The 20,281-nt window shown below is 63.9% G+C and carries 20 protein-coding genes; 11 read left to right on the top strand and 9 right to left on the bottom strand.

The genetic code is table 11. From position 1 onward, the window contains the following. Nucleotides 1–4 precede the first annotated feature (4 nt). Nucleotides 5–766 carry an IclR family transcriptional regulator domain-containing protein gene (locus tag BHQ40_RS09380; protein WP_070155180.1) on the bottom strand — a complete coding sequence of 254 codons (762 nt, stop codon included), beginning with the start codon at nt 764–766 and terminating at the stop codon, nt 5–7. Between the two features lie 141 nt (nt 767–907). On the opposite strand from BHQ40_RS09380, the gene BHQ40_RS09385 reads away from it, so the two are divergent. From BHQ40_RS09385 to BHQ40_RS09425, 9 genes are all read left to right on the top strand, one after another. Next, nucleotides 908–1,600, top strand: a complete 693-nt coding sequence (locus tag BHQ40_RS09385) for a 3-oxoacid CoA-transferase subunit A (protein WP_070155182.1) — start codon at nt 908–910, stop codon at nt 1,598–1,600. 13 nt (nt 1,601–1,613) lie between these two features. Beyond that, on the top strand, nt 1,614–2,270 hold the full coding sequence (locus BHQ40_RS09390; RefSeq protein ID WP_070155184.1) for a 3-oxoacid CoA-transferase subunit B: 657 nt from the start codon (nt 1,614–1,616) through the stop codon (nt 2,268–2,270). A 23-nt stretch (nt 2,271–2,293) separates the two neighbouring features. Next, nucleotides 2,294–3,502: a 3-oxoadipyl-CoA thiolase gene (gene pcaF / locus BHQ40_RS09395; protein ID WP_070155186.1), complete on the top strand. Its 1,209-nt coding sequence runs from the start codon at nt 2,294–2,296 to the stop codon at nt 3,500–3,502. Between the two features lie 76 nt (nt 3,503–3,578). Then, entirely contained in the window at nt 3,579–4,760 is a 1,182-nt protein-coding gene (locus BHQ40_RS09400; RefSeq protein ID WP_070155188.1) for a CDP-glycerol glycerophosphotransferase family protein, read from the top strand. 1 nt (nt 4,761) lies between these two features. Next, the gene (locus BHQ40_RS09405) at nt 4,762–5,904 is read left to right on the top strand and encodes a glycosyltransferase family 4 protein (RefSeq protein ID WP_139139252.1); all 1,143 of its coding nucleotides are present in this window, start codon (nt 4,762–4,764) and stop codon (nt 5,902–5,904) included. 67 nt (nt 5,905–5,971) lie between these two features. Beyond that, nucleotides 5,972–6,748 carry an HAD family hydrolase gene (locus BHQ40_RS09410; protein WP_083276815.1) on the top strand — a complete coding sequence of 259 codons (777 nt, stop codon included), beginning with the start codon at nt 5,972–5,974 and terminating at the stop codon, nt 6,746–6,748. A 95-nt stretch (nt 6,749–6,843) separates the two neighbouring features. Next, nucleotides 6,844–7,371: an RNA polymerase sigma factor gene (locus BHQ40_RS09415; RefSeq protein ID WP_070155192.1), complete on the top strand. Its 528-nt coding sequence runs from the start codon at nt 6,844–6,846 to the stop codon at nt 7,369–7,371. A 58-nt stretch (nt 7,372–7,429) separates the two neighbouring features. After that, the gene (locus BHQ40_RS09420; RefSeq protein WP_070155195.1) at nt 7,430–8,380 is read left to right on the top strand and encodes a FecR family protein; all 951 of its coding nucleotides are present in this window, start codon (nt 7,430–7,432) and stop codon (nt 8,378–8,380) included. A 49-nt stretch (nt 8,381–8,429) separates the two neighbouring features. Continuing rightward, nucleotides 8,430–10,676, top strand: a complete 2,247-nt coding sequence (locus BHQ40_RS09425; RefSeq protein WP_139139253.1) for a TonB-dependent receptor — start codon at nt 8,430–8,432, stop codon at nt 10,674–10,676. Nucleotides 10,677–10,682: 6 nt separating this feature from the next. Here the strand turns inward: BHQ40_RS09425 and paoC are convergent, their stop codons facing one another. From paoC to BHQ40_RS09455, 6 genes are all read right to left on the bottom strand, one after another. Further along, on the bottom strand, nt 10,683–12,899 hold the full coding sequence (gene paoC, locus BHQ40_RS09430; protein ID WP_070155197.1) for an aldehyde oxidoreductase molybdenum-binding subunit PaoC: 2,217 nt from the start codon (nt 12,897–12,899) through the stop codon (nt 10,683–10,685). Next, complete coding sequence (locus tag BHQ40_RS09435) at nt 12,896–13,846, bottom strand: FAD binding domain-containing protein (RefSeq protein WP_070155199.1); 951 nt, start codon at nt 13,844–13,846, stop codon at nt 12,896–12,898. Before BHQ40_RS09435 ends, paoC begins: the two co-directional genes overlap by 4 nt. Continuing rightward, complete coding sequence (paoA, locus tag BHQ40_RS09440) at nt 13,843–14,475, bottom strand: aldehyde dehydrogenase iron-sulfur subunit PaoA (protein WP_070155201.1); 633 nt, start codon at nt 14,473–14,475, stop codon at nt 13,843–13,845. The genes BHQ40_RS09435 and paoA overlap by 4 nt, the downstream gene beginning before the upstream one ends. 74 nt (nt 14,476–14,549) lie before the next feature. After that, complete coding sequence (locus BHQ40_RS09445; RefSeq protein WP_070155203.1) at nt 14,550–15,125, bottom strand: nucleotidyltransferase family protein; 576 nt, start codon at nt 15,123–15,125, stop codon at nt 14,550–14,552. Continuing rightward, nucleotides 15,125–16,045, bottom strand: coding sequence for an XdhC family protein (locus tag BHQ40_RS09450; protein WP_070155239.1), 921 nt, complete (start codon nt 16,043–16,045; stop codon nt 15,125–15,127). Before BHQ40_RS09450 ends, BHQ40_RS09445 begins: the two co-directional genes overlap by 1 nt. A gap of 109 nt (nt 16,046–16,154) precedes the next feature. Next, nucleotides 16,155–17,030, bottom strand: a complete 876-nt coding sequence (locus tag BHQ40_RS09455) for an SMP-30/gluconolactonase/LRE family protein (protein ID WP_070155205.1) — start codon at nt 17,028–17,030, stop codon at nt 16,155–16,157. A 102-nt stretch (nt 17,031–17,132) separates the two neighbouring features. Between BHQ40_RS09455 and BHQ40_RS09460 the strand changes: the two genes are divergently transcribed. Continuing rightward, complete coding sequence (locus BHQ40_RS09460) at nt 17,133–17,567, top strand: acyl-CoA thioesterase (RefSeq protein ID WP_070155207.1); 435 nt, start codon at nt 17,133–17,135, stop codon at nt 17,565–17,567. A gap of 24 nt (nt 17,568–17,591) precedes the next feature. Here the strand turns inward: BHQ40_RS09460 and BHQ40_RS09465 are convergent, their stop codons facing one another. Continuing rightward, the gene (locus tag BHQ40_RS09465; RefSeq protein ID WP_083276819.1) at nt 17,592–18,368 is read right to left on the bottom strand and encodes a crotonase/enoyl-CoA hydratase family protein; all 777 of its coding nucleotides are present in this window, start codon (nt 18,366–18,368) and stop codon (nt 17,592–17,594) included. Nucleotides 18,369–18,461: 93 nt separating this feature from the next. On the opposite strand from BHQ40_RS09465, the gene BHQ40_RS09470 reads away from it, so the two are divergent. Beyond that, the gene (locus BHQ40_RS09470; RefSeq protein WP_070155211.1) at nt 18,462–19,082 is read left to right on the top strand and encodes a response regulator transcription factor; all 621 of its coding nucleotides are present in this window, start codon (nt 18,462–18,464) and stop codon (nt 19,080–19,082) included. 148 nt (nt 19,083–19,230) lie between these two features. On the opposite strand, the gene BHQ40_RS09475 is transcribed toward BHQ40_RS09470, so the two are convergent. After that, on the bottom strand, nt 19,231–20,190 hold the full coding sequence (locus BHQ40_RS09475; protein WP_070155213.1) for a zinc transporter ZntB: 960 nt from the start codon (nt 20,188–20,190) through the stop codon (nt 19,231–19,233). Nucleotides 20,191–20,281 lie beyond the last annotated feature (91 nt).

The following is a 20,281-nucleotide window of genomic DNA, read 5'->3' on the forward strand; positions in this document are numbered from 1 at the left end:
GCTGCTAAAGCCCGGACAGTGCAAGCTCGCGCGCGGCTTGCCGCAATGCTGGCAAATGGCGCGCGCGCAAATCCGCAAGTGAAGTCCGGTTCGCCTGCAGCCCTATATTTATTGCGCCGATAATGCCTGTCTTGCCGGTGATCGGCACTGCGATCGATCGCAATCCGGCCTCAAGCTCCTGATCGACCACGGCATAGCCCTGCTCTGCGGTCTGCGCGAAAATGGCGCGGAGTTTCATGGGGCTGGTTTCAGTCCTGTCGGTACGTTGGATAAGCGCAGCACGCGCCAGATAGGCGTTCTGCTCCTCAATGCTTGCCGCGGCGAGGAGCACGCGGCCCATCGATGTGCAGTAAAGCGGCAGCCTGCTGCCCACGCGCAGGGCAATGGACATGATCCGTTCGGTTTCCGACCGGCCGACATAGACCAGCTCGTCGCCGTCGCGGACGCCCAGTGAACAGGATTCGTGCAATGTCTTGCACACATGATCCAGGATCGGCTGCGCGATTGCGGGCAGATCGCTGGACGACAGATAGGCATATCCCAACGTCAGCGCCTTGGGCATCAAGGTGTAGTGGGGGCCGTTCCGCGCCGCATATCCAAGCTCCACCAGCGTATGGAGGCAGCGGCGCGTCGCCGCCTTGCTCAATTTTGTCAGCCCGCTCGCATCGGCTACCGTCAGCGGGCGGCGCTGTTCGGCGAAACAGCTCATCACGCTCAACCCTCGCGCCAGGGACGTCATGAAATCGGGGTCGCTGGCGCTGCTCATAGATATTCCTTGCGAGACATATCGCTCCGATAGCATCCGGCTCCTTTGCTGAAAAGTCCGATAATCGGATTATAATCCGATTATCGGTTGACTCTCTTTGGCGGCGGGATCACAGGTGGGTCTACGGAATGGGGAAGTGATATGATCGACAAGGGCGTGCCTACGCCGGCGGCGGCTGTCGCAGGCATCTTCCACGGCGCATCCGTCATGATCGGCGGTTTCGGCACGGCGGGCATGCCCGACCAGTTGATTGACGCCCTGATCGATCAGGGCGCGGGCGATCTGACGATCATCAACAATAATGCGGGGAATGGCGAAACCGGGTTGGCGGCGCTCATAGCCGCCGGGCGGGTGCGGAAGATCATCTGCTCCTTTCCCCGCCAGTCTGACTCGCACCATTTCGACGCCCGTTACCGCGCGGGAGACATTGAGCTGGAGCTTGTGCCGCAGGGCAATCTGGCCGCCCGCATTCATGCCGCCGGGTCCGGGCTTGGGGCCATTTTCACGCCCACCGGCTTCGGCACGCTCCTGGCCGAAGGGAAGGAAACGCGGGAAATCGACGGTAAGAATTATGTTCTCGAATATCCCATCCACGCCGACTTTGCGTTGATCAAGGCGGAGGCGGCGGATCGATGGGGTAATCTTGTCTACCGCAAGACGGCGCGCAATTTCGGTCCGATCATGGCGATGGCGGCGAAATGCACAATCGCGCAGGTCGCCCGGATCGCGCCATTGGGCGGCATCGATCCCGAAACCATCGTCACGCCGGGCATTTTCGTCCAGCGCATCGTCCATATCGCATCCGCCGCCCCGTCCGCGGCGCAGGCCGCCTGACCGGGATGCCGCCATGCAAAGATTGAACCGGGAGCAGATGGCGCGGCGCGTGGCGCAGGACATTCCCGAAGGCGCATATGTGAATCTGGGCATCGGCCTTCCGACCCTGGTGGCGAATTTCCTTCCGGCCGAGCGGGAGATATTCCTGCAGAGCGAAAACGGCCTGCTTGGCATGGGACCTGCTCCCGCGCCGGGCGCGGAGGATCCCGACCTCATCAATGCCGGCAAGCAACCCGTGACGCTGTTGCCCGGCGGCAGTTTTTTCCACCATGCGGACAGTTTCGCGATGATGCGCGGCGGGCATATCGACATCTGCGTGCTTGGCGCATTTCAGGTCTCGACGCGGGGCGACTTGGCCAACTGGCACACGGGCGCGCCGTATGCGATCCCGGCGGTCGGCGGAGCGATGGACCTGGCGATCGGCGCAAAGCGGACCTTCGTCATGATGGAATTGCTCACCAAGACGGGCGAGAGCAAGCTGGTCGATCAATGCACCTATCCCATCACGGGGATGGCCTGCGTTTCCCGCATCTATTCCGACATCGCCATTTTCGACATCGGTCCGCAGGGCGCGAGCGTCGTGGAAATGGCGGAAGGGCTGACGCTGGATGAGCTGCGCGCATTGACCGGAGTACCGCTGATCGCCGGGGCGGCGCTCCAGCCCGGCTGAGCGCTTTTCCAGAGGATATGCCAATGATCGACGCCTTCATCTGCGACGCGGTCCGCACGCCTGTCGGCCGCTATGGCGGCATATTGTCGCAGGTGCGCGCCGACGATCTGGGCGCAGTCCCGCTGCGCGCGTTGATCGCCCGCAACCCGGCGCTTGACCCGGCGGCGATCGAGGAGGTCTTTTACGGCTGCGCCAACCAGTCGGGCGAGGACAATCGCAATGTCGCGCGGATGAGCCTGTTGCTTGCCGGCATGCCGCAGGAGGTGCCCGGCGTTACGCTCAACCGCCTTTGCGCGTCGGGGCTGGAGGCGGTCGGCGCAGCGGCGCGCGCCATCCGCAGCGGGGAAATGGCGTTGGCGATCGCGGGCGGCGTGGAAAGCATGACGCGCGCGCCCTTCGTCATGGGCAAATCGCCCGGCGCCTTTGGCCGCGCGCAGAAGCTGGAAGACACGACGATGGGGTGGCGTTTCGTCAATGCGGCGCTCGACGCACTCTACGGGACGGAAGCAATGCCGCGCACGGCGGAGAATGTCGCGCAGGACTATCATATATCGCGCGCGGATCAGGACGCTTTCGCGCTCCGCAGTCAGCAGCGCGCTTTTGCTGCGCAGCAAAATGGCTATTTCGCGGAGGAAATCGCGCCCGTCACCGTGCCTGGCCGGAAGCGGGGCGAGGTCGTTGAAGCGGCTGTGGATGAGCATCCGCGGAAGGACACTACGCTGGAAGCTCTGTCTGCGCTGAAGCCCCTGTTCGGCGGCGAGGGCACGGTCACGGCGGGTAACGCATCCGGGATCAACGACGGCGCCGCCGCCATGATCATCGCCAGCGAGGAAGCGGCGAAGGCTCATAACCTCCGGCCGCGCGCCCGCATATTGGGCATGGCCTCGGCCGGCGTCGCGCCGCGCGTCATGGGTATCGGGCCGGTCCCGGCAACGCAGAAGCTGATGGCGCGGCTTGGCCTCTCCATCGCTGATTTCGATGCGATAGAATTGAACGAAGCCTTCGCCAGCCAGTCGCTTGCCGTTCTTCACGCTCTTGGCCTGTCCGATGATGCAGCGCATGTGAATCCGAATGGCGGCGCGATTGCGCTTGGCCATCCGCTGGGCATGTCCGGCGCGCGGATCGTAATGACGCTTGCGCATCAGCTTGAACGCAGCGGCGGACGCCTGGGCCTGGCCACTTTGTGCATTGGGGTGGGAATGGGCCTCGCGCTGGCCATTGAGCGAGTATAGCCCGCGAGGGACCGTTCCGCATAAAATGCTTTCGCCTGGAACTGTGGTGATGGAGTGACCGCGCCGTCATGCCAGGATGCGCATCGGCTTTCTTTTCAATCATGATCAGGTTCATCAGGTCGCCCACAGCCTTCCCATCGCGATGGCGCTCGCCAGCAGCGGCCTCGGCCATGACATCGTCATCGCGACCACCAACCCCCGGTTGAAGGCGGCGGTTGGAAGGCTGACGCGCGGTTTTGGCCATAAGATTGAGCATGTCGAACTCGGCCTGGAGAGCAAGACGTCCAGATGGCTAAGCGGCGCGCTGGAGCATGTCGTGCCCGCGACAAAGATACTCGTCTATCGGGACAATCTGGATTTCTTCCGGTCTCTGGACATTCTTGTCGTGGCGGAAAAGACGTCCCTTATCCTCAAGACGCGCTATGGACTGGAGGATCTGAAGATCGTCCATACCCGCCATGGCGCCGGGGATCGTGCGATAGGGTTCGACAAGGCCAGCGCCGGTTTCGACCATGTGCTGGCGTCAGGCGCAAAAATTCGCGACCGGCTGATAAAGGACGCTGGCTTGCCGCCTTCGAAAGTTTCAGTGGTCGGCTATCCCAAATTCGATCTTTCCCGGAAGGATGATGCGCCTTTCTTCGGCAATGGCCGGCCGACGGTGCTCTACAACCCGCATGTCTCGCCGCACTTGTCCTCCTGGTACAAGGCCGGGCGGCAGGTGCTGGACTTCTTCCTGCGCAATGACGATTTCAACCTGATCTTCGCGCCGCATGTCATGCTGTTCGAACGGCCGTTTTCAGTCAGTATCGACCGGCTGCGCATAGACCGCGCCGGGCGTATTGACCCGCGCTTCCTGCGCGCGCCCAATATTCATATCGATCTGGGCAGCCTGGCGTCCACGGATATGACCTATAGCAATGCCGCCGACATATATCTTGGGGATGTCAGCAGTCAGATATATGAATTTCTGCGGCGTCCGCGACCATGCCTGTTCCTGAACACGCATGGCGTGCATTATCGGGAAGATCGCAACTATGCGCATTGGCAGAGCGGGCCGGTGATAGAGGATGCGGGCCGCCTGGGTGATGCCCTTGCCGACGCCATGGCCACGCATGACCAATATCTGCCGGTTCAGCGGGCCTTGTTCGATATGAGTTTCGACCTGACCGCCGAACCCTCGGCCGACCGCGCCGCGCGGGCGATCCTGGCCCTGGTGAATGCGGAGGCAGAGGCGCCGCAATGGCGCGCGGTCGCCTGACATGTCCGGCCCGCGTATCGCCTATATCATCAATTCTCTGGAGGGCGGCGGCGCTGCGCTTCCCGTGCCCGATGTGATCGGGACGATGATCCGGTCCGGGGCACAGGTCCGGCTGTTCGCCCTGTCCCGCCGGGATGGCCGTGCAGCCAGCGCACTGGACGCCGCCGAGATCGACTATCGGGTTTCGGACGCGGGAAAGTCCGACCATCTGGCGGCGGCCCGCTGGCTGCATCGGGAATTGAAGGCGTTCGGCCCGACCGTGATCTGGACATCGCTGACGCAGGCGACGATCATCGGCCAGATCATGGGGCTGTTGATGCGGAAGCCAGTGGTCAGTTGGCAGCATAACGCCTATTTGAAACCGGCGAACCGCCGCTTGCTCGCGTTGACGCGCCGCCTCAGCCGCGTCTGGGTGGCGGATTCCCGGTCGGTCGCCGCGCTCACCCACAGCCAGTTGGGCATCGACCCGGCCGACATCATGATATGGCCGCTATTCCACGCCGACCCCGATGCTCCTGCCGCCCTGCCTCCACGAAATGACGGCATGTTCCGCATCGGCAGTCTTGGCCGCCTGCATCCAAACAAGGGCTATGACATTCTCGTGGCGGCCCTCGCCATTGTCTCGCGTGATGCGCCGGACGTTGCCGGGCGGTTGCAGGTCGTGATCGGCGGGGAGGGCGCAGAGCGGGACCGCCTCACCGGGCTGGCCAGTCAATATGGCGTCACCAACCTGCTGCTTGCCGGATACCAGGCGTCGCCCAGGAATTTCCTCGCCGGTCTGGACGGTTATATTCAACCCTCCCGCGCCGAGGGGCTGTGCATCGCCGCGCATGAGGCGATGCAGGCGGGATTGCCGGTCATCGTCTCCGACGTTGGGGAAATGCCCCATTCCGTATTGCCTGGCGAGACGGGCCTGATCGTGCCCCCGGAAGATGCGCAGGCGCTTGCCAAGGCCATTATCGCGCTGGTCCGCGATCCGGCGCGGGCAGGGTCGATGGGGGCCAGCGGCCGGGCGCGCATCCTGTCCGAATTCAGCGCCGCCCGGTTCGAAGCGGCTGGCCGGGCCGTCATGGCGCGCATCAGCGAATGGGGCGTCGCCGCGCCGCGCACCGGCATTTCAAAAAATAACCCTTTGCCCGACTGAGGTGGCCGATCCCGGCTGACGTCATGCGCTTCGACACGATGCTGACGGCAAATAAGGGACGCAAGCAATGACGAACGCGCAACGGCTGGACGCAGATATTCCCGGCCCATCGGTCGATGTCGCGCGGGCGGCGCCGGACGCTCGTCCTGCGATCCAGATTGTGCCGCGCGCCATCCCGGTTCCCATCTCGATCTTCGATCTCGATCGCACCCTTACCCGGCACGGCACCTACACGCCGTTTCTCATCTATGCGGCGTTGCGCATCGCGCCCTGGCGCATCGCATTGCTGCCGCTGATGCTTTTCGGCATGATCGCCTACAAGCTGGGGTTCGTCAGCCGTTGCCAGCTCAAGGCGCTGCAGCATGGCTTGCTGATCGGCCGGTCGCTGCCCAGACGCAGGATCGATTCCCTCGCCAGGGGGTTTGCCGATCGTTTGTGGCGGAAGGGGATACTGAAAAAGGGCGTTCTCCGGATCGCACAGGAGCGCGCGGAGGGCCGCCGCGTCATGCTCGCCACAGCCGCGAACAGCTATTATCTTCAAGCGATAGCCGACCGTATCGGTATTTCCGAAGTCATCTCAACCCGGTCTGTCTGGCATGGCGACATATTGCGCCCCACCATCGATGGCGACAATTGCTACGGCGCGGCCAAGCGCAGCATGACGATGGCCTATCTCGAGGATGCCGGGCTTGACCGGAGTGATCTGCACCTGCGCTTCTTTTCCGATCATGTGTCCGATCGCCCGACTTTCGAATGGGTCGATGAACCGATCGCGGTCAATCCGTCGCCAAAGCTGATGAAACTCGCCAGGCAAAAGGGATGGGAAGTGCTCGACTGGACATGAGCGTGCTTTCCGTTCCGGCCAAAGTCATCCGGCGCCATCCGCCGGGTCCCAAAAATATGCTTTCCCAATAAGGCCGCCTCTGCGAACAGTCGGGTATGAGTTCGCATCAGGATAATGGTCTGAAGGCGCTCTATGCTGTGCACCGCACCGAGTTGCTGCGCTTCCTGACGGCGCGCACCGGCGATGCGGCGGAGGCGGAGGACCTGCTCCAGGAATTATGGCTGCGCACAACCCGGCATGATAGCGGGCCGGTCGGCAATGGGCGGGCCTATCTCTACCGCATGGCGCAGAATTTGATCGTTGACCGGCTGCGGGAGAAGCAGCGGCGCATGGCGCGCGAACGGCGATGGGTGGACCATGAGACGGACTTTGTGGCGGCCGGAACAGAACCCGCCGACCGGAGGCAGACGGCGGAGGAGGACATGCTGGCGCGCGAGGAAGTCGCAACCCTTGTCTCTGCGGTGATGAACCTGCCGGCTGGGGCGCGGAAGGCGTTCGAACTGCATAAGCTGGAGGGTTTCAGCCATGCGGAGGTCGCCGCGCAGTTGGGCATAAGCAAGAGCGGCGTGGAAAAGCATATGGCCGTGGCCATGAAATATTTACGGCGCGCATTGCTGGACTGAGGTAGGTGGGGAACGGGGACGTCTTGATGGATGTAAAGGGAGAAGGGACACGCTTGCCATGAAGGCGCGGCCGGAAATAACAGAGCAAATGCTGGACGAGGCGCTGGCCTGGCACATGATGCTGGAGGCCGATGATGCCGATTGGGACGGCTATACGGCATGGCTGGAGGCTGATCCGCTCCACCGGGACGCCTTTGATGCGGTGGCGCTGGTCGATGCGGCGGTGATGGACAATCGTACGGCGATCAGGGACCTGGTGGCCATCCGGCAGCCGGAATCTTCCTCTGCGTCGCCATCGCGCCGCTGGATGCTGGGGGGAGCGGTCGCGGCGGCGATCGCGCTTGTCTTTGCGGTCCCCATGCTCCGGAAGGATGGCGCCGTTTCCACCTACCGCACAGCGCCGGGCGAAAGCCGCGACCTTGCATTGGCGAACGGCACGAATGTCACCCTGTCCCCCGCCAGCACCATCATTGTCACGGGCAAGGATGCAGCGAAGATCGAACTGGCCAGCGGAGAGGCCTATTTCGATGTCAGGCATGATCCAAGCCGCACATTGACCGTCGCCGTGAATGGCTATCAGGTCACCGACATCGGGACCCGCTTTGTCGTCAATGCGGCAGGCGGCAGGTTTCATGTCGGCGTGTCGGAAGGCATTGTGTCCGTAACCTCGCCAGATGGCGGACGGGCGGTTCAGATCAATGCCGGTCAGCAGATGTTCAGTGGAGGCGGCGGCGCGACGATTTCCTCCGTTCCCGCTGCCGATATTGGTAGCTGGCGCTCCGGCAGGCTGTCCTATAGTGACGCTCCATTGCCCATCGTTGCTGCGGATATCGCGCGTTATTCGGGCAAGGCCGTCACTGTCGATCCGTCGCTGGAGAAGAAGCATTTTTCGGGCATACTGGTCATCGGTGACGGAACCAGGCTGGTCGACGATCTCGCGACGGTCATGGATATCCGGGTCAGTCCTCAAAAGGACGGCTATCGCCTCGGCGCTGCTGCTTCTCGCTGAAGCCGGAGCGTTTCCCACGAGCGCGTGGGCGCGGGAGCCGCGCTATGAAATGGATATTCCCGCCGGGCCGCTGAGCACTAGCCTGGCCGCTTTCTCGCGGATTACCGGGCTTTCCATCGGCCTGCCCGGCGCGATGCCGCGCGCGACGTCCCGGCGGGTTTCCGGCGCGATGTCGGCCGACGCGGCGCTGCGCCGTCTGCTGCGCGGCACGGGGTTGCGCGCTGTCCGCCTGGGCGCGGCCGTATATCGCATCGAACCCGCCCCCGCCGTACGGCAGCAGCCGGTGGAGGAGCCGCCCTCTCCGCCGCCTGGCGGCATGGAAACGCCCGCGGCCGACATTGTGGTCACTGCGCAAAAGCGGCCCCAATTTCTCGCCAATGTGCCACTGTCCATTTCCGTGCTGGCGGCGGCGGACATGCCGGCCGGCATTGCTTCCCCGGAAAGCCGGAACATCGTCTCTGTCACGGAGGGGCTGGCGATGACCAACCTTGGCCCCGGCCGGAACCGGCAGTTCATCCGGGGCGTGGCGGACAGTCCGTTCAACGGCCTTAGCCAGTCCACGGTCGCCGTGCAGATGGATGAGGCGCGTGTGACCTATGACGCGCCCGACCCGGACCTGCGCCTGTTCGATATTGATCGGGTCGAGATATTGAAAGGGCCGCAGGGGCCGCTTTACGGTTCCGGCGCGCTTGGCGGCATCTATCATATCGTCACCCGGAAACCGGACCTCGACGCTATCGCGGCGACGGCGCGCCTGACATCGGAAGCTGTGCAGCATGGCGGCATTGGCGGCGGTGTCGATGCAGTGATCAACATGCCGATTGTGGACGACCGGCTGGCGATCCGTTTCGTTGGCTACCGTTCCTATACCGCCGGGTGGATCGACAATGTGAACCGGCGGGATGACACCAATTCCAGCCGGACATTGGGGGGGCGGCTGGCGCTGCGCTGGCGGCCGTCGGATGACTGGACGGTCGATGTCGGCGGGACGCTGCAGGACCTGAATGTGAATGACAGCCAATATGTGCTGGCGTCCGACGATACGCTCGAACGCGACAATGCCATTGCCGAACCCAATGACAATGACTTCCGCATGGTGAACGCCACGGTGCGAGGCCAGCTTGGCGATATGCGCCTGCTCTATGCGGCCAGCTTCATCGACCATGATGTCGATTACACGCTGGAGGCGACGGCGGCTTCGCCCTTTTTCGGCCTGTCCGGTCCCTCCGCCTATCGCAACAAGCGAGAATATAAGCTGTTCAACCAGGAGGTCCGTCTGTCCGGCGGCCGTTGGCTGGCCGGCCTGTCCTACATGCACGCGAAAACGCACGACATAGGGACAATCCAACAAGCGCAGGGCAGCCCGCAGGCGGTGAGCATAGAGGATCGTTCGGCCACCGAATATGCGGCCTTTGGTGAGGCGAGTTTCCGGCTTTTCTCGATGATCGACGCGACCGTTGGCGCGCGCTTGTACCATTCGGTAACCAGCGATGAAGATACACAGGATGGCCGCCGGGAATTCCGGCTGCACAAGACAGTGCTATCGCCCAGCATGTCCCTGTCCATGCCCCTTTCCGATCGCGGCCTGGTGTATCTCCGTTACGCGCGTGCGCTTCGCCCCGGTGGTCTGGCCGCTTCAGGGCCTGCGAATGAGACCAGCTTTGCGTCCGATGAACTTGGCACCGTCGATCTCGGCGTCAGGCGCGCTTCGCGGGATGGCCGCTTTTCCGTATCCGCCAGCCTCTATTACACGATATGGACCGATATCCAGTCGGACTATCTGTTGCCCAATGGCCTGGTGTCCACGCGCAACGCAGGCCGCGGCCGCATCGTTGGCGCTGAAGCTGCGGTCGAATGGACGATTGGGGGCGGGTTCACCCTTGCCGCCGGGGCCAGCGCCCAGAGCACGCGGCTGACCCATGCCGAGGATGATTTGGAGCTGGACGACCGCCGCCTGCCGATTGCGCCGGACATAACCGGGCGGATCATCCTGTCCAAGGCATTCGACCTTGGCGACTGGCGGGCGCAGATTTCCGGTCAGGCCAATTATATCGGCCATGCGCGCCTGACCTTCGATCAGGACCTCGACCGGAAGATGGGCAATTATACGTTATATGCCCTGAACGCATCGATGGCGCGCGGGCCGTTCACCCTGACGGGGCGGATCGACAATCTGTTCGACGTGAAGGGCGACAACAGCTTTGCCTTCGGCAATCCTTTTTCCATCCGCGCCGCCGAGCAATATACACCGCTCCGCCCGCGCACGCTCACCCTGTCGGTCAGCCGCGCCTGGTAAGGGCGGTCAGGCGAAGGCCGGTTCCGGCAATCCCCGCAATATCTTGTCCAGCGTCAGCGGATAGTCGCGGATGCGCACGCCGCAGGCATTGTAGACGGCATTGGCAACCGCCGCGCCCGCGCCGCAAATGCCCAGTTCGCCGATGCCCTTCGCCTTCATCGGTGACGATTTGTCATCCAGCTCCTCGACGAACAGCACATCCTGATCGGGGATGTCGGCATGCACGGGCACCTGATATTCGGCCATGTCGTGATTGACGAAATAGCCGAAGCGGGGATCGACGATCAGCTCCTCCATCAGCGCGGAGCCGACGCCCATCGTCATTGCGCCGATCACCTGGCTGCGCGCCGATTTCGGGTTGAGGATTCGCCCGGCCGCGAAAGCGCCGCCCATGCGCCGCACCCGCGTTTCGCCGGTATGCATGTCGACGCCAACCTCGCAGAAATGCGCGCCGAATGTCGCCTGCGCATAGGCCTTGTCCAGATCGCCATATTCCATGCTGTCCTCGGCGGAGACGCCCTCGCGGCCCGCTGCCTGCTTCAGCGGAACGGAACGGCCGCCGGACTTGATCATCCCGTCCTCGAACGTCGCATCGTCCGCATTGAATCCCGCTTTCTGCGCCAGGATGCCGCGCGCTGCGACACAGGCCGCATAGACCCCGGCCGTGGAGCTGTTCGCCCCCCATTGGCCGCCTGATCCGGAAGACTCCGGAAACTTGCTGTCGCCCAGCCGAACCTGCACGGCTTCCAACGGCACGCCAAGCATTTCGGCGGCTGTCTGGGCAATGATCGTGTAGCTGCCGGTGCCGATGTCGGTCATGTCGGTCTCAACGATGACGCCGCCCTTGCCGTCCACCTTCACGCGCGCGCCGGACTTGCCGACCAGATTGTTGCGGAACGCCACCGCCATGCCCATGCCGACCAGCCATCGCCCATCGCGCATCTGGCCGGGCGTCGGATTGCGTTTCGCCCAGCCGAACCGGTCCGCGCCCTGGCGCAGACATTCGACCAGCTTGCGGCTGGAGAAGGGACGGCCGGGTCCGGCCTCCGGATCATATTGCACATCGTTGCGGATGCGCAGTTCGACCGGATCTACACTGCATGCCTCCGCCAGCTCATCCATCGCGATTTCCAGCGCCAGCAGGCCGACCGCCTCACCCGGCGCGCGCATCGCATTTCCTTCCGGCAAATCCAGCGTCGCCAGCCGGTGCGCGGTCATCCGGTTCTTGCCGCCATAGAGCAGCCGGGTCTGCATGGCGCCCGTCTCGGGACTGCCGCCGGGCAGGTCGCCCGACCAGCATTCATGTCCGATCGCATCGATCACGCCATTGCGGTCCGCGCCGATCCTGATGCGCTGGATGGTGGCGGGCCGATGCGTGGTATTGTTGGGAATCTGCGGCCGTGCGAGCGCCACCTTGACCGGCCGTCCCGCCGCCCGCGCGCCCAGCGCCGCCAGCACGGCGTCCGCGCGCACGAACAGCTTGGACCCGAAGCCGCCGCCGATATAGGGCGACATGACGTGAATATCCTCGCGCTTCATCTTGAGCGTCAGGGCCATCTCCTTCACGGCCCAGGCGATCATCTGGTTGGACGTCCACAGCGTCAGCCGCCCGCCCAGCCATGCCGCTGTCGTCGCGTGCGGCTCCATCATCGCATGGCTGTGATCGGGGGTCGTATAGGTCCGATCGATCTTGACCGCGGCCTTCCCGAATGCGCCTGCAAAGTCGCCCACCGCACTGTCGGGATCGCCGCCGAAGCCGGCAGGGGGCTTCACCGCAGTATCTTTTTCGGCGGTGAGCACGAACTTCCCCGCCTCCTGCGCATAATCGATCCGCACCAGCTTTGCGGCGTCCCGCGCCTGTTCCAGCGTCTGCGCGACGACCAGCGCCAGCGCCTGGTCATAATGTTCGATCTTCGGCCCGCCGAGCAGATGGGCCGTGTTCATCGATCCTTTGCCCAGCGGTCCGGCATTTTCATGCGTCACCACGGCAAGAACGCCGGGCGCGGCCAGCGCATCGCGGCTGTCGATGGACTTGATGCTGCCCTTGGCGATGGCCGATCCGACGATCCAGCCATAGGCGGCGTTGGGCGCGACATCATGCCGCTCATAGGCGTAGGGCGCGCTGCCGGTCACTTTCGCCGGTCCGTCGATCCGGTCATGCGGAATGCCGACCACCTTGCCGCGGTCGATAGGGTTGATGGTCGCTGGCTGATCGAACTTCATGCCCTTGCCTCCGCGAAGATGGACGCCAGCGTCCGGGCCGTCAGATCCTTTTTGAACGCATTGTCCCGCGTGGTTCTGGCTCCGCTCAACGCTGCTTCCGCAACGGCCTTTGCCCCCTGCGCCGCAGCCGCATCGGCGGCATCGACCCGCCATGGTTTCGGCGCCAGTCCGCCAAAGGCAAAGCGACCGCCCTTGTCCGGGGTGAAAACGGCCGCGACCGACACGAGCGCAAAGGCATAGGAGGCCCGGTCCCTGACCTTGCGATAGATATGCGTTCCGCCGATCGGCTTTGGCAGGGTGACAGACAGGATCAGTTCGCCAGGCGCGAGCGCGCTCTCCACCTCCGGCCTGTCGCCCGGCAGCCGGTGGAAATCGGCGATGGGGATCGACCGTTTCGTTCCGTTCGGCGCGACCGTATCGACCGTTGCGTCGAGCAGGCGCATGGCCACGGCCATGTCCGACGGATGGGTCGCGATGCAGGCGTCGCTCGTGCCCATGATCGCCAGATTGCGGCTGATGCCTTTCATCGCGGCGCATCCGGTTCCCGGCTTGCGCTTGTTGCACGGCTTGGTCGTGTCGTAAAAATAGGGGCAGCGGGTCCGTTGCAGCAAATTGCCCGCCGTCGTCGCCTTGTTGCGCAATTGCCCCGAAGCGCCAGCCAGCAGCGCCCGGCTCAACACGGCATAGTCGCGCCGCACGCGCTTGTCCGCGGCTAGGTCCGTGTTCCGCACAAGCGCGCCGATACGCAGGCCGCCCTCATTGGTCGCCTCGATCTTGTCCAGCTCAAGCCTGTTGACGTCGATCAGATGCGCGGGCGTCTCAATCTGCAACTTCATCAGGTCCAGCAGATTGGTTCCGCCTGCGATGAAGCGCGCGCCCGGGCGGGAAAGAGCGGCCGCGGCGGCCTGCGCGGGGCTTTCCGCGCGCTCATACGTGAACGTCTTCATGCCTTGTCCTCCCCTGCCACGTCGCGGATCGCGGCGATGATGTTCGAATAGGCGGCGCATCGGCAGATATTGCCGCTCATCCTCTCGCGCACCTCCTCGTCCGAAAAGGCCACATTGTTCAGGTCATGGGTGACATGGCTGGGAATGCCCGCCTCGATCTCGTCCAGCACCGCGACGGCGGAACAAATCTGCCCCGGCGTGCAATAGCCGCACTGATATCCGTCATGCACGACGAACGCCTTCTGCATGGGGTGCAGCTTTTCCGGCGATCCCAGCCCCTCGATCGTGGTGACTTCCTCTCCATCATGCATCACGGCGAGCGTCAGGCAACTGTTGATCCTGCGCCCCTCGACAATCACGGTGCATGCGCCGCATTGCCCGTGATCGCATCCCTTTTTGGTGCCGGTCAGGCGTAGATGCTCACGCAGCGTGTCGAGCAAGGTTGTGCGCGGGTCCAGGGTCAGGTGATGATCCTTCCCGTTGATCCTGAGCGCTACGGGCACCATCGCATCGTCTCCCTTGGCGGGTGTGGCGGCCTGCGCGCGGGGGATCGCCGAGGTCGCGCATGCGGCTGCGCTCGCGCCCAGAACAGTCCTGCGGGTCACAACGCCGAAATTGCCCACCGTCATATAGCCTCCGCGCGTGATGTTTTGCCGTTGTAAAGACGAAGCAGGGATCAAATTGATCCATGACGTCTGGAGAGTCAGCCGCCCAAATCCTCGATTCTATCGATGTCCACGAGCGTAGCGGGATCAGCGTATATGAGGTGCGCGCTTTGCAAAAGAGCCTTCGCCCCTGCATCTCCTCGCAAATCTTGGAGTTGTGCGAAATGTTCGCGTCCGAACAGGGCAGGGGGCATCGCCGCCTTTCCATCGGAGGACGCCACGACAGGGAAAGTGTCGCGGTCATGCGCATCGATGATCCTGCGGATATGGTCGCCGGAGACGAAGGGCATGTCGGCCAAGCAAATGAGCGCTGCGTTGATTTCCGGCAATTGCGATGCCGCCTGTATGGCCGTGGCGATGGAATGCGCCATTCCGGCGGAGGGCTGCGAAGGGTGGACGACCGCGAAGCCTTCCGCTCTTGCAATGTCCGGCGTTTCCCCGCCGGCGGCGCATATCGCGATCAGTGCGCCAAACTCTATTCCCGCCAGCATTGCGGCTGCATGCGCCATGAGCGGGCGGCCCTGCAGCACAGCCAGCAGCTTGTCATCCGGTCCGAAACGCTCCGAGCGTCCCGCCGCGAGCAGGATCGCAGCGATCCGCCGTGGCCCGTCCATCAATCATTCTGCCCGTTAAGCGCCTTCACCATCCCTGCGCAGATCGACAGGGCGATCTCCGCAGGGCCGATGGCGGCGATGTCGATGCCCGCCGGTCCTTCGATCCTGGCAAGCTGCGCGGCGGAAAAGCCTGCGGCCGCAAGGCGCTCAAGCCGGGCGGCATGGCTCTTGCGCGATCCAAGGGCGGCGATGTAGCCCGTTGGCGCGCGAAGCGCCGCCATCAGGCCCGGATCATCGATCTTGGTGTCATGGCTCAACGTCACGACTGCAGTGGCGCTGTCCGGCTTCAGCGCGGCAATCGCCTCGTCGGGCCACCGGTCGTCCAGCTCCACGCCGGGAAACCGTTCGGGCGTCAGGAACCGGCCGCGCGGATCGACGATGATCGTCCTGACGTTCGCATGCTGCGCTATCGCGGCGAGCGATTGGGCGATCTGCACCGCCCCCACGATGATCATCCTGCGCGGCGGCCGGTATATGTTGACGAACATGCCGGGGGCGTCTCCGGCGCGGCTGACTCCGCTTTCCAAATTGGTGGAAATTGTGAAGTGGTGGCCGGACGATCCCGCCTGCGCGGCCTCCTCCAGCAAGGCGAGGGGAAAGGAATGATCGCTTACCGGCTGGACCAGCACGGCGATCTCCCCGCCGCACGGCAGGCCGACTTCCCACGCATTGTCGATGCTGACGCCATAGGAGCGCGATCGCGCAACGCCGTCCGCGATGACGCTTGCGGCGGTCTGCAATATGTCCCCTTCGACGCAACCGCCGGATACCGACCCCTCGAACCGGCCATCGGCATTGATCAGCATATGGCTTCCTCGCGGCCGTGGCGCTGAACCCCAGGTGGAAATCACCGTCGCCAGAGCCATTGGGTCGTCTCGCCATTCGCGGGCCTTCGCCCACAGCTTTTCGGTTTCGGTCATGAACCCCGGTATCGTCGACAGGTTGAGCGGCCAATATAACGTGGCGCGGCCGAATTTCGATCCCGCGCCGTCAATGGCCCGCGTCGTCACAGTGAAGCGCGGGCGCTCCCTATCCGGCGAAGGGCGTTTCGGCGACGCCGGGAACATCCACCGTAAAGCGGAATATCGCCCCCGATAGCGGTTGCTCCGCCAGTTCGCTTTCGCTGAGGCCCGCGCGCGCGGTGGTGACATAGGCGGTGCGCATATCCGCTCCGCCAAAGGCGATCATCGTCGGACGTTTCACGGGCAGGGGAACTTCCGCCACTATTTCGCCTGTTGGCGAGAGGCGAACGACGCGGCCGCCGTCGAACAAGGCGGTCCAGTAATAGCCCTCGATATCCACCGACCCGCCGTCCGGCCGTCCCTCACCGATGGGGAACTGGTGCAATATGCTGCGGTCCGACAAGGCGCCGGACGCTGGGTCTGCGGCATAGCGGCGCAAGGCATGGCTTGGCGTATCGGTGTGGAAAAATGTTGCGCCGTCGGCCGTGAACGCTGCGCCGTTGCAGGTCAGCATGCCGCCCTCAATCTCGCTGATCCCGCCATCCGCATCCAGGCGGTAGAGCGCTGCGTCCTGCGCCGATTTCGCCATATTGACGCTGCCCGCCCAGAAGCGTCCGGCGGGATCGGTGCGGCCATCGTTGAACCGGATGTCCGGGCGGCCGGCGAAAATCTGTTCGCCAAAGGGCATCGGCTGCGCGTCCCAATTGGCAATGGTCGCAAAGCCGTCCTTCATCGCCAGCAGCAGCCCTCCGCCAGTGCGGAACGCGAAACAGCCTATGGGCGCTTCGAAGGCGCGGCATTCATCCCGCCCGCTGACCGGATCGAAACGGTGCAATTCGTTCCGCGCAATATCGACCCAGTAGAGCCTTGCCTCGCCATGATGCCAGCGCGGACCTTCTCCAAGCGTTGCGCGGGCGTCAAGCGCGACGTCCCATTGTGTCATAATGGCCGCAACTCCGCTATTTTTTGATGCTGGCTAAAGGCGCCGATTGCTTATTCGGCTTGGCGCTTTAAGCACAATGATGCCCTTCACGAAAGGCTGGACATGGCAAAGCCCGAACCTTGGCGACTGTCTCTGGATATCTATCCCTTCATCTCCACGATTGAGACCCGGTATCAGGATCTCGATATCATGGGCCATGTGAACAATGTGGCGATGGCCGGAATTTTTGAAACGGCGCGGGTGCGCTTTCATCGCCATCTGGGCCGTCACCCCCATGATTCCGGCGTGCGCTGGCTGATTGCCGCGGTATCGCTCAACTATCTTCAGGAAGCGCATTATCCGCAGGAAGTCACGGTCGGCTGCGCGATCGACCGCATTGGCACGACGAGCTGGACAGTGACGTCTGCGGCGTTCCAGCATGGCGAATGCGTGGCGACATGCGACACGGTGGTCGTCACCCATGGACCGGAGGGCCGCCGCAACATCGACGATTTCCTGCGCGAGGCGATGGACGCGAACGCCATACGCAGGCCCTGACCCATCTCCTGATCCGGCTCTCCCTCAATCCATGAAACGGGGAGGGCGCTTGGCCATCTCCGCCGCGACCGCCTCCCGCTGATTGGGCTGTCCCAGAATGTCGGCTTGCGCCAGGCTTTCCGCCTGCAGGATCGCCGCGCGCTCCGCATCCTCGGCCAGTCCCGCAAGCTGCTTGGCGTGGCGGATGGCGTCCGGGTTCCGGCTGGCGATCGTCCGCGCCATTTCCAGCGCGGCGGCATGGGCGTCGGGCGCCATGCGCGTGACCAGACCGATCGCCTGGGCCTCTGCAGCATCGACTGTCCGCCCCGTATAGGCCAGTTCGCGCAGGACATCGCTGCGCACCAGACCCCGCGTCAGGGCGAATGCCCCCATGTCCGGCACCAGCCCCCATTTGATTTCCATCAGCGACAAAGTGGCGTCGGGTGATGCGATGCGGATGTCCGCGCCCAGCGCGATCTGCAATCCGCCGCCGAAGCAGGCGCCGTGGACGGCGGCGATGACCGGCATCGGCAGGTCTTGCCACAGCATCGCGGCATGCTGGAACAGATTGCTGTTCCCGAACCGGCGGGGCAGCAGGTCGGGGAACCCCTGACCGAAGCTCGCAATGTCGATCCCCGCGCAAAAGGCGCGGCCTTCTCCCGACAGCAGGACCGCGCGGACATCGCGCCGCGCCCGCAGCGTTTCGCCCGTCTGCGCGATGGCCTCCAGCATGGCATTGTCCAGCGCATTCATCTTGTCCGGGCGATTCAGCCGGACCTGCGCCACGCCCTCCGCGATCGACAAAGCCACTCTTTCGCTCATCGCCATCCCGTCCTTCCGCTTATGCTTTCCATGATCTTAACCATTTGTTGAGATATAGGGCATAGCGTTCCTCGCCAAAGAGGTGGACCGCCAATGCAGATTTTCACGCGCACTCGCGATGACGGGGCCGAGGACCGGGATCATGACCCGCGTCCGGTGTTGCGCCGCATCCGCCTGCTGGTCGTGGATGAAAATGCGACGGCGCTGTCGGTCATGGGCCGCCGTCTTTCGCACATGGGCTATGATGTGGTGCTGGCCGAAAACGGCTTTGTCGGCCTCAACACCCTGATGGCGCAGAAATTCGATCTGATCATCATCGACATGGGCATGCAGATGCTGAGCGGCATCGCGACGATGAAGAAGATGCGCGCTTCCGGCTTGCTGGGTCAGGCGTCGGTCATGATGATCACTGGGCAGAGCGATAGCGCCGGGATCGTAGAGGCGCTTGAGGCCGGTGCGGATGACCAGATCGTCAAGCCCTTCGATTTTGAGATACTCGATGCGCGCATCCGCCATGTCGTGACCCGCGCGCAGCGGATCGGCGAACTTTCCCGCTATAATGATGAACTGGACGCGCGCATCGCGCGCCGGGCAATGGAACTGGGCGAGGCCCGCGCCACGTTGGAAGAAATGCAGGCCGACCGCGCCCGCCTCGTCGCCTCCATCCAGGCGCTGCATGACGAACTGGAACGGGTCAATCTGGCGAAGGGTTGATCTTATCCCGGGGCAAAACCCGCCCCCGTTCGGGCTGAGCAAAGTCGAAGCCTTCCACTGAACGAAGTGAAGTGGCTTCGCTGTCGCTCAGCAGAGCCCTTCGACTTCGCTCAGGGCGAACGGAGCGGTATTTACACCATTCCAGTGGTTATCGCTTGAGCCAATGACTGGCGATAAACCACGCCGTTATCGCTCCCGCCAGCGCCGCGCAGACCCCCACCACGCCCCAGAAGGCCCAGGGTTCATGCGCATAGGGAATGCCATCGACATTCATGCCGAGCAGGCCGGTGATGAAGGTCAGCGGCAAAAACACCAGCGCAACGATCGATATGATCAGCGCCTGCAGGTTCATCTGTTCCGCGCGCAGGTCGGTCAGCCCTTCATGCGCCAGCGCCGACCGTTCCCGCACCGCCTCCAGTTCCTCGGCCATGCGCGCGCAGCGGTCGGCCGCTTCCTGCAGGTGCAGCCGGTCGTCATCCTCCAGCCAGGGCGCTTCGGCCATCGCCAGCCGCTCGATCGCCTGCCGCTGCGGCGCGATGAACCGGCGATAGGCGATGGCGGTCGCACGGATAGCCGACACTCGCCGCCGCGACTCCGTGGGGCCTTCCTCGCTGATCTCGCTCTCAATATCGTCCAGCGTGTCGCCCAGCTCGGCCACTTCCGGGTCCAGAACGTCTGTAATCTCCTGCGCCAGACAGGCGATCAGGTCGCCGGGATCGTGGATGGTTCCGTTCATCATCCGCGCCATGATCGGCTCCAGCGCCGCCAATGTGCGGTAGCTGACGGAAATGACCCGGCCCTTCTGCGCCCAGAGGCGGATCGAGACCAGAGCGTCGCCGAAATCGCCCTCCGCCTCCACGCCCGGTCCGCGCAAGTTGATCAGCGCGCCCGGCCCCATGAAGGTGCAGCGCGGCCGCGTCTCCTGCGCCACCAGCGCGCTGATCGCGGGTTCCGGCATGTCGGACAGACGCCCGGCGATGTGCCGCGCATCTTCCTTGCGTCCATCGATATGCAGCCAGACGAAATAGGGCGTAGTGGGGGAAGCGCAGAAGGCGTCCAGATGCTCCTCATGCGTCGTCTGCCCGTCATGCACGAACACCCGGCTCATCGCGGCATCTCCAGCCAGAGGGACAGGCCCGGCGGGGGCGATGCGGGCGGCGTATCGACGGCGATGCGGACGGCATCGGCCCGCGCCCGGT

Source organism: Sphingobium phenoxybenzoativorans (assembly GCF_001757355.1).
GTDB classification, from domain to species: domain Bacteria; phylum Pseudomonadota; class Alphaproteobacteria; order Sphingomonadales; family Sphingomonadaceae; genus Sphingobium; species Sphingobium phenoxybenzoativorans.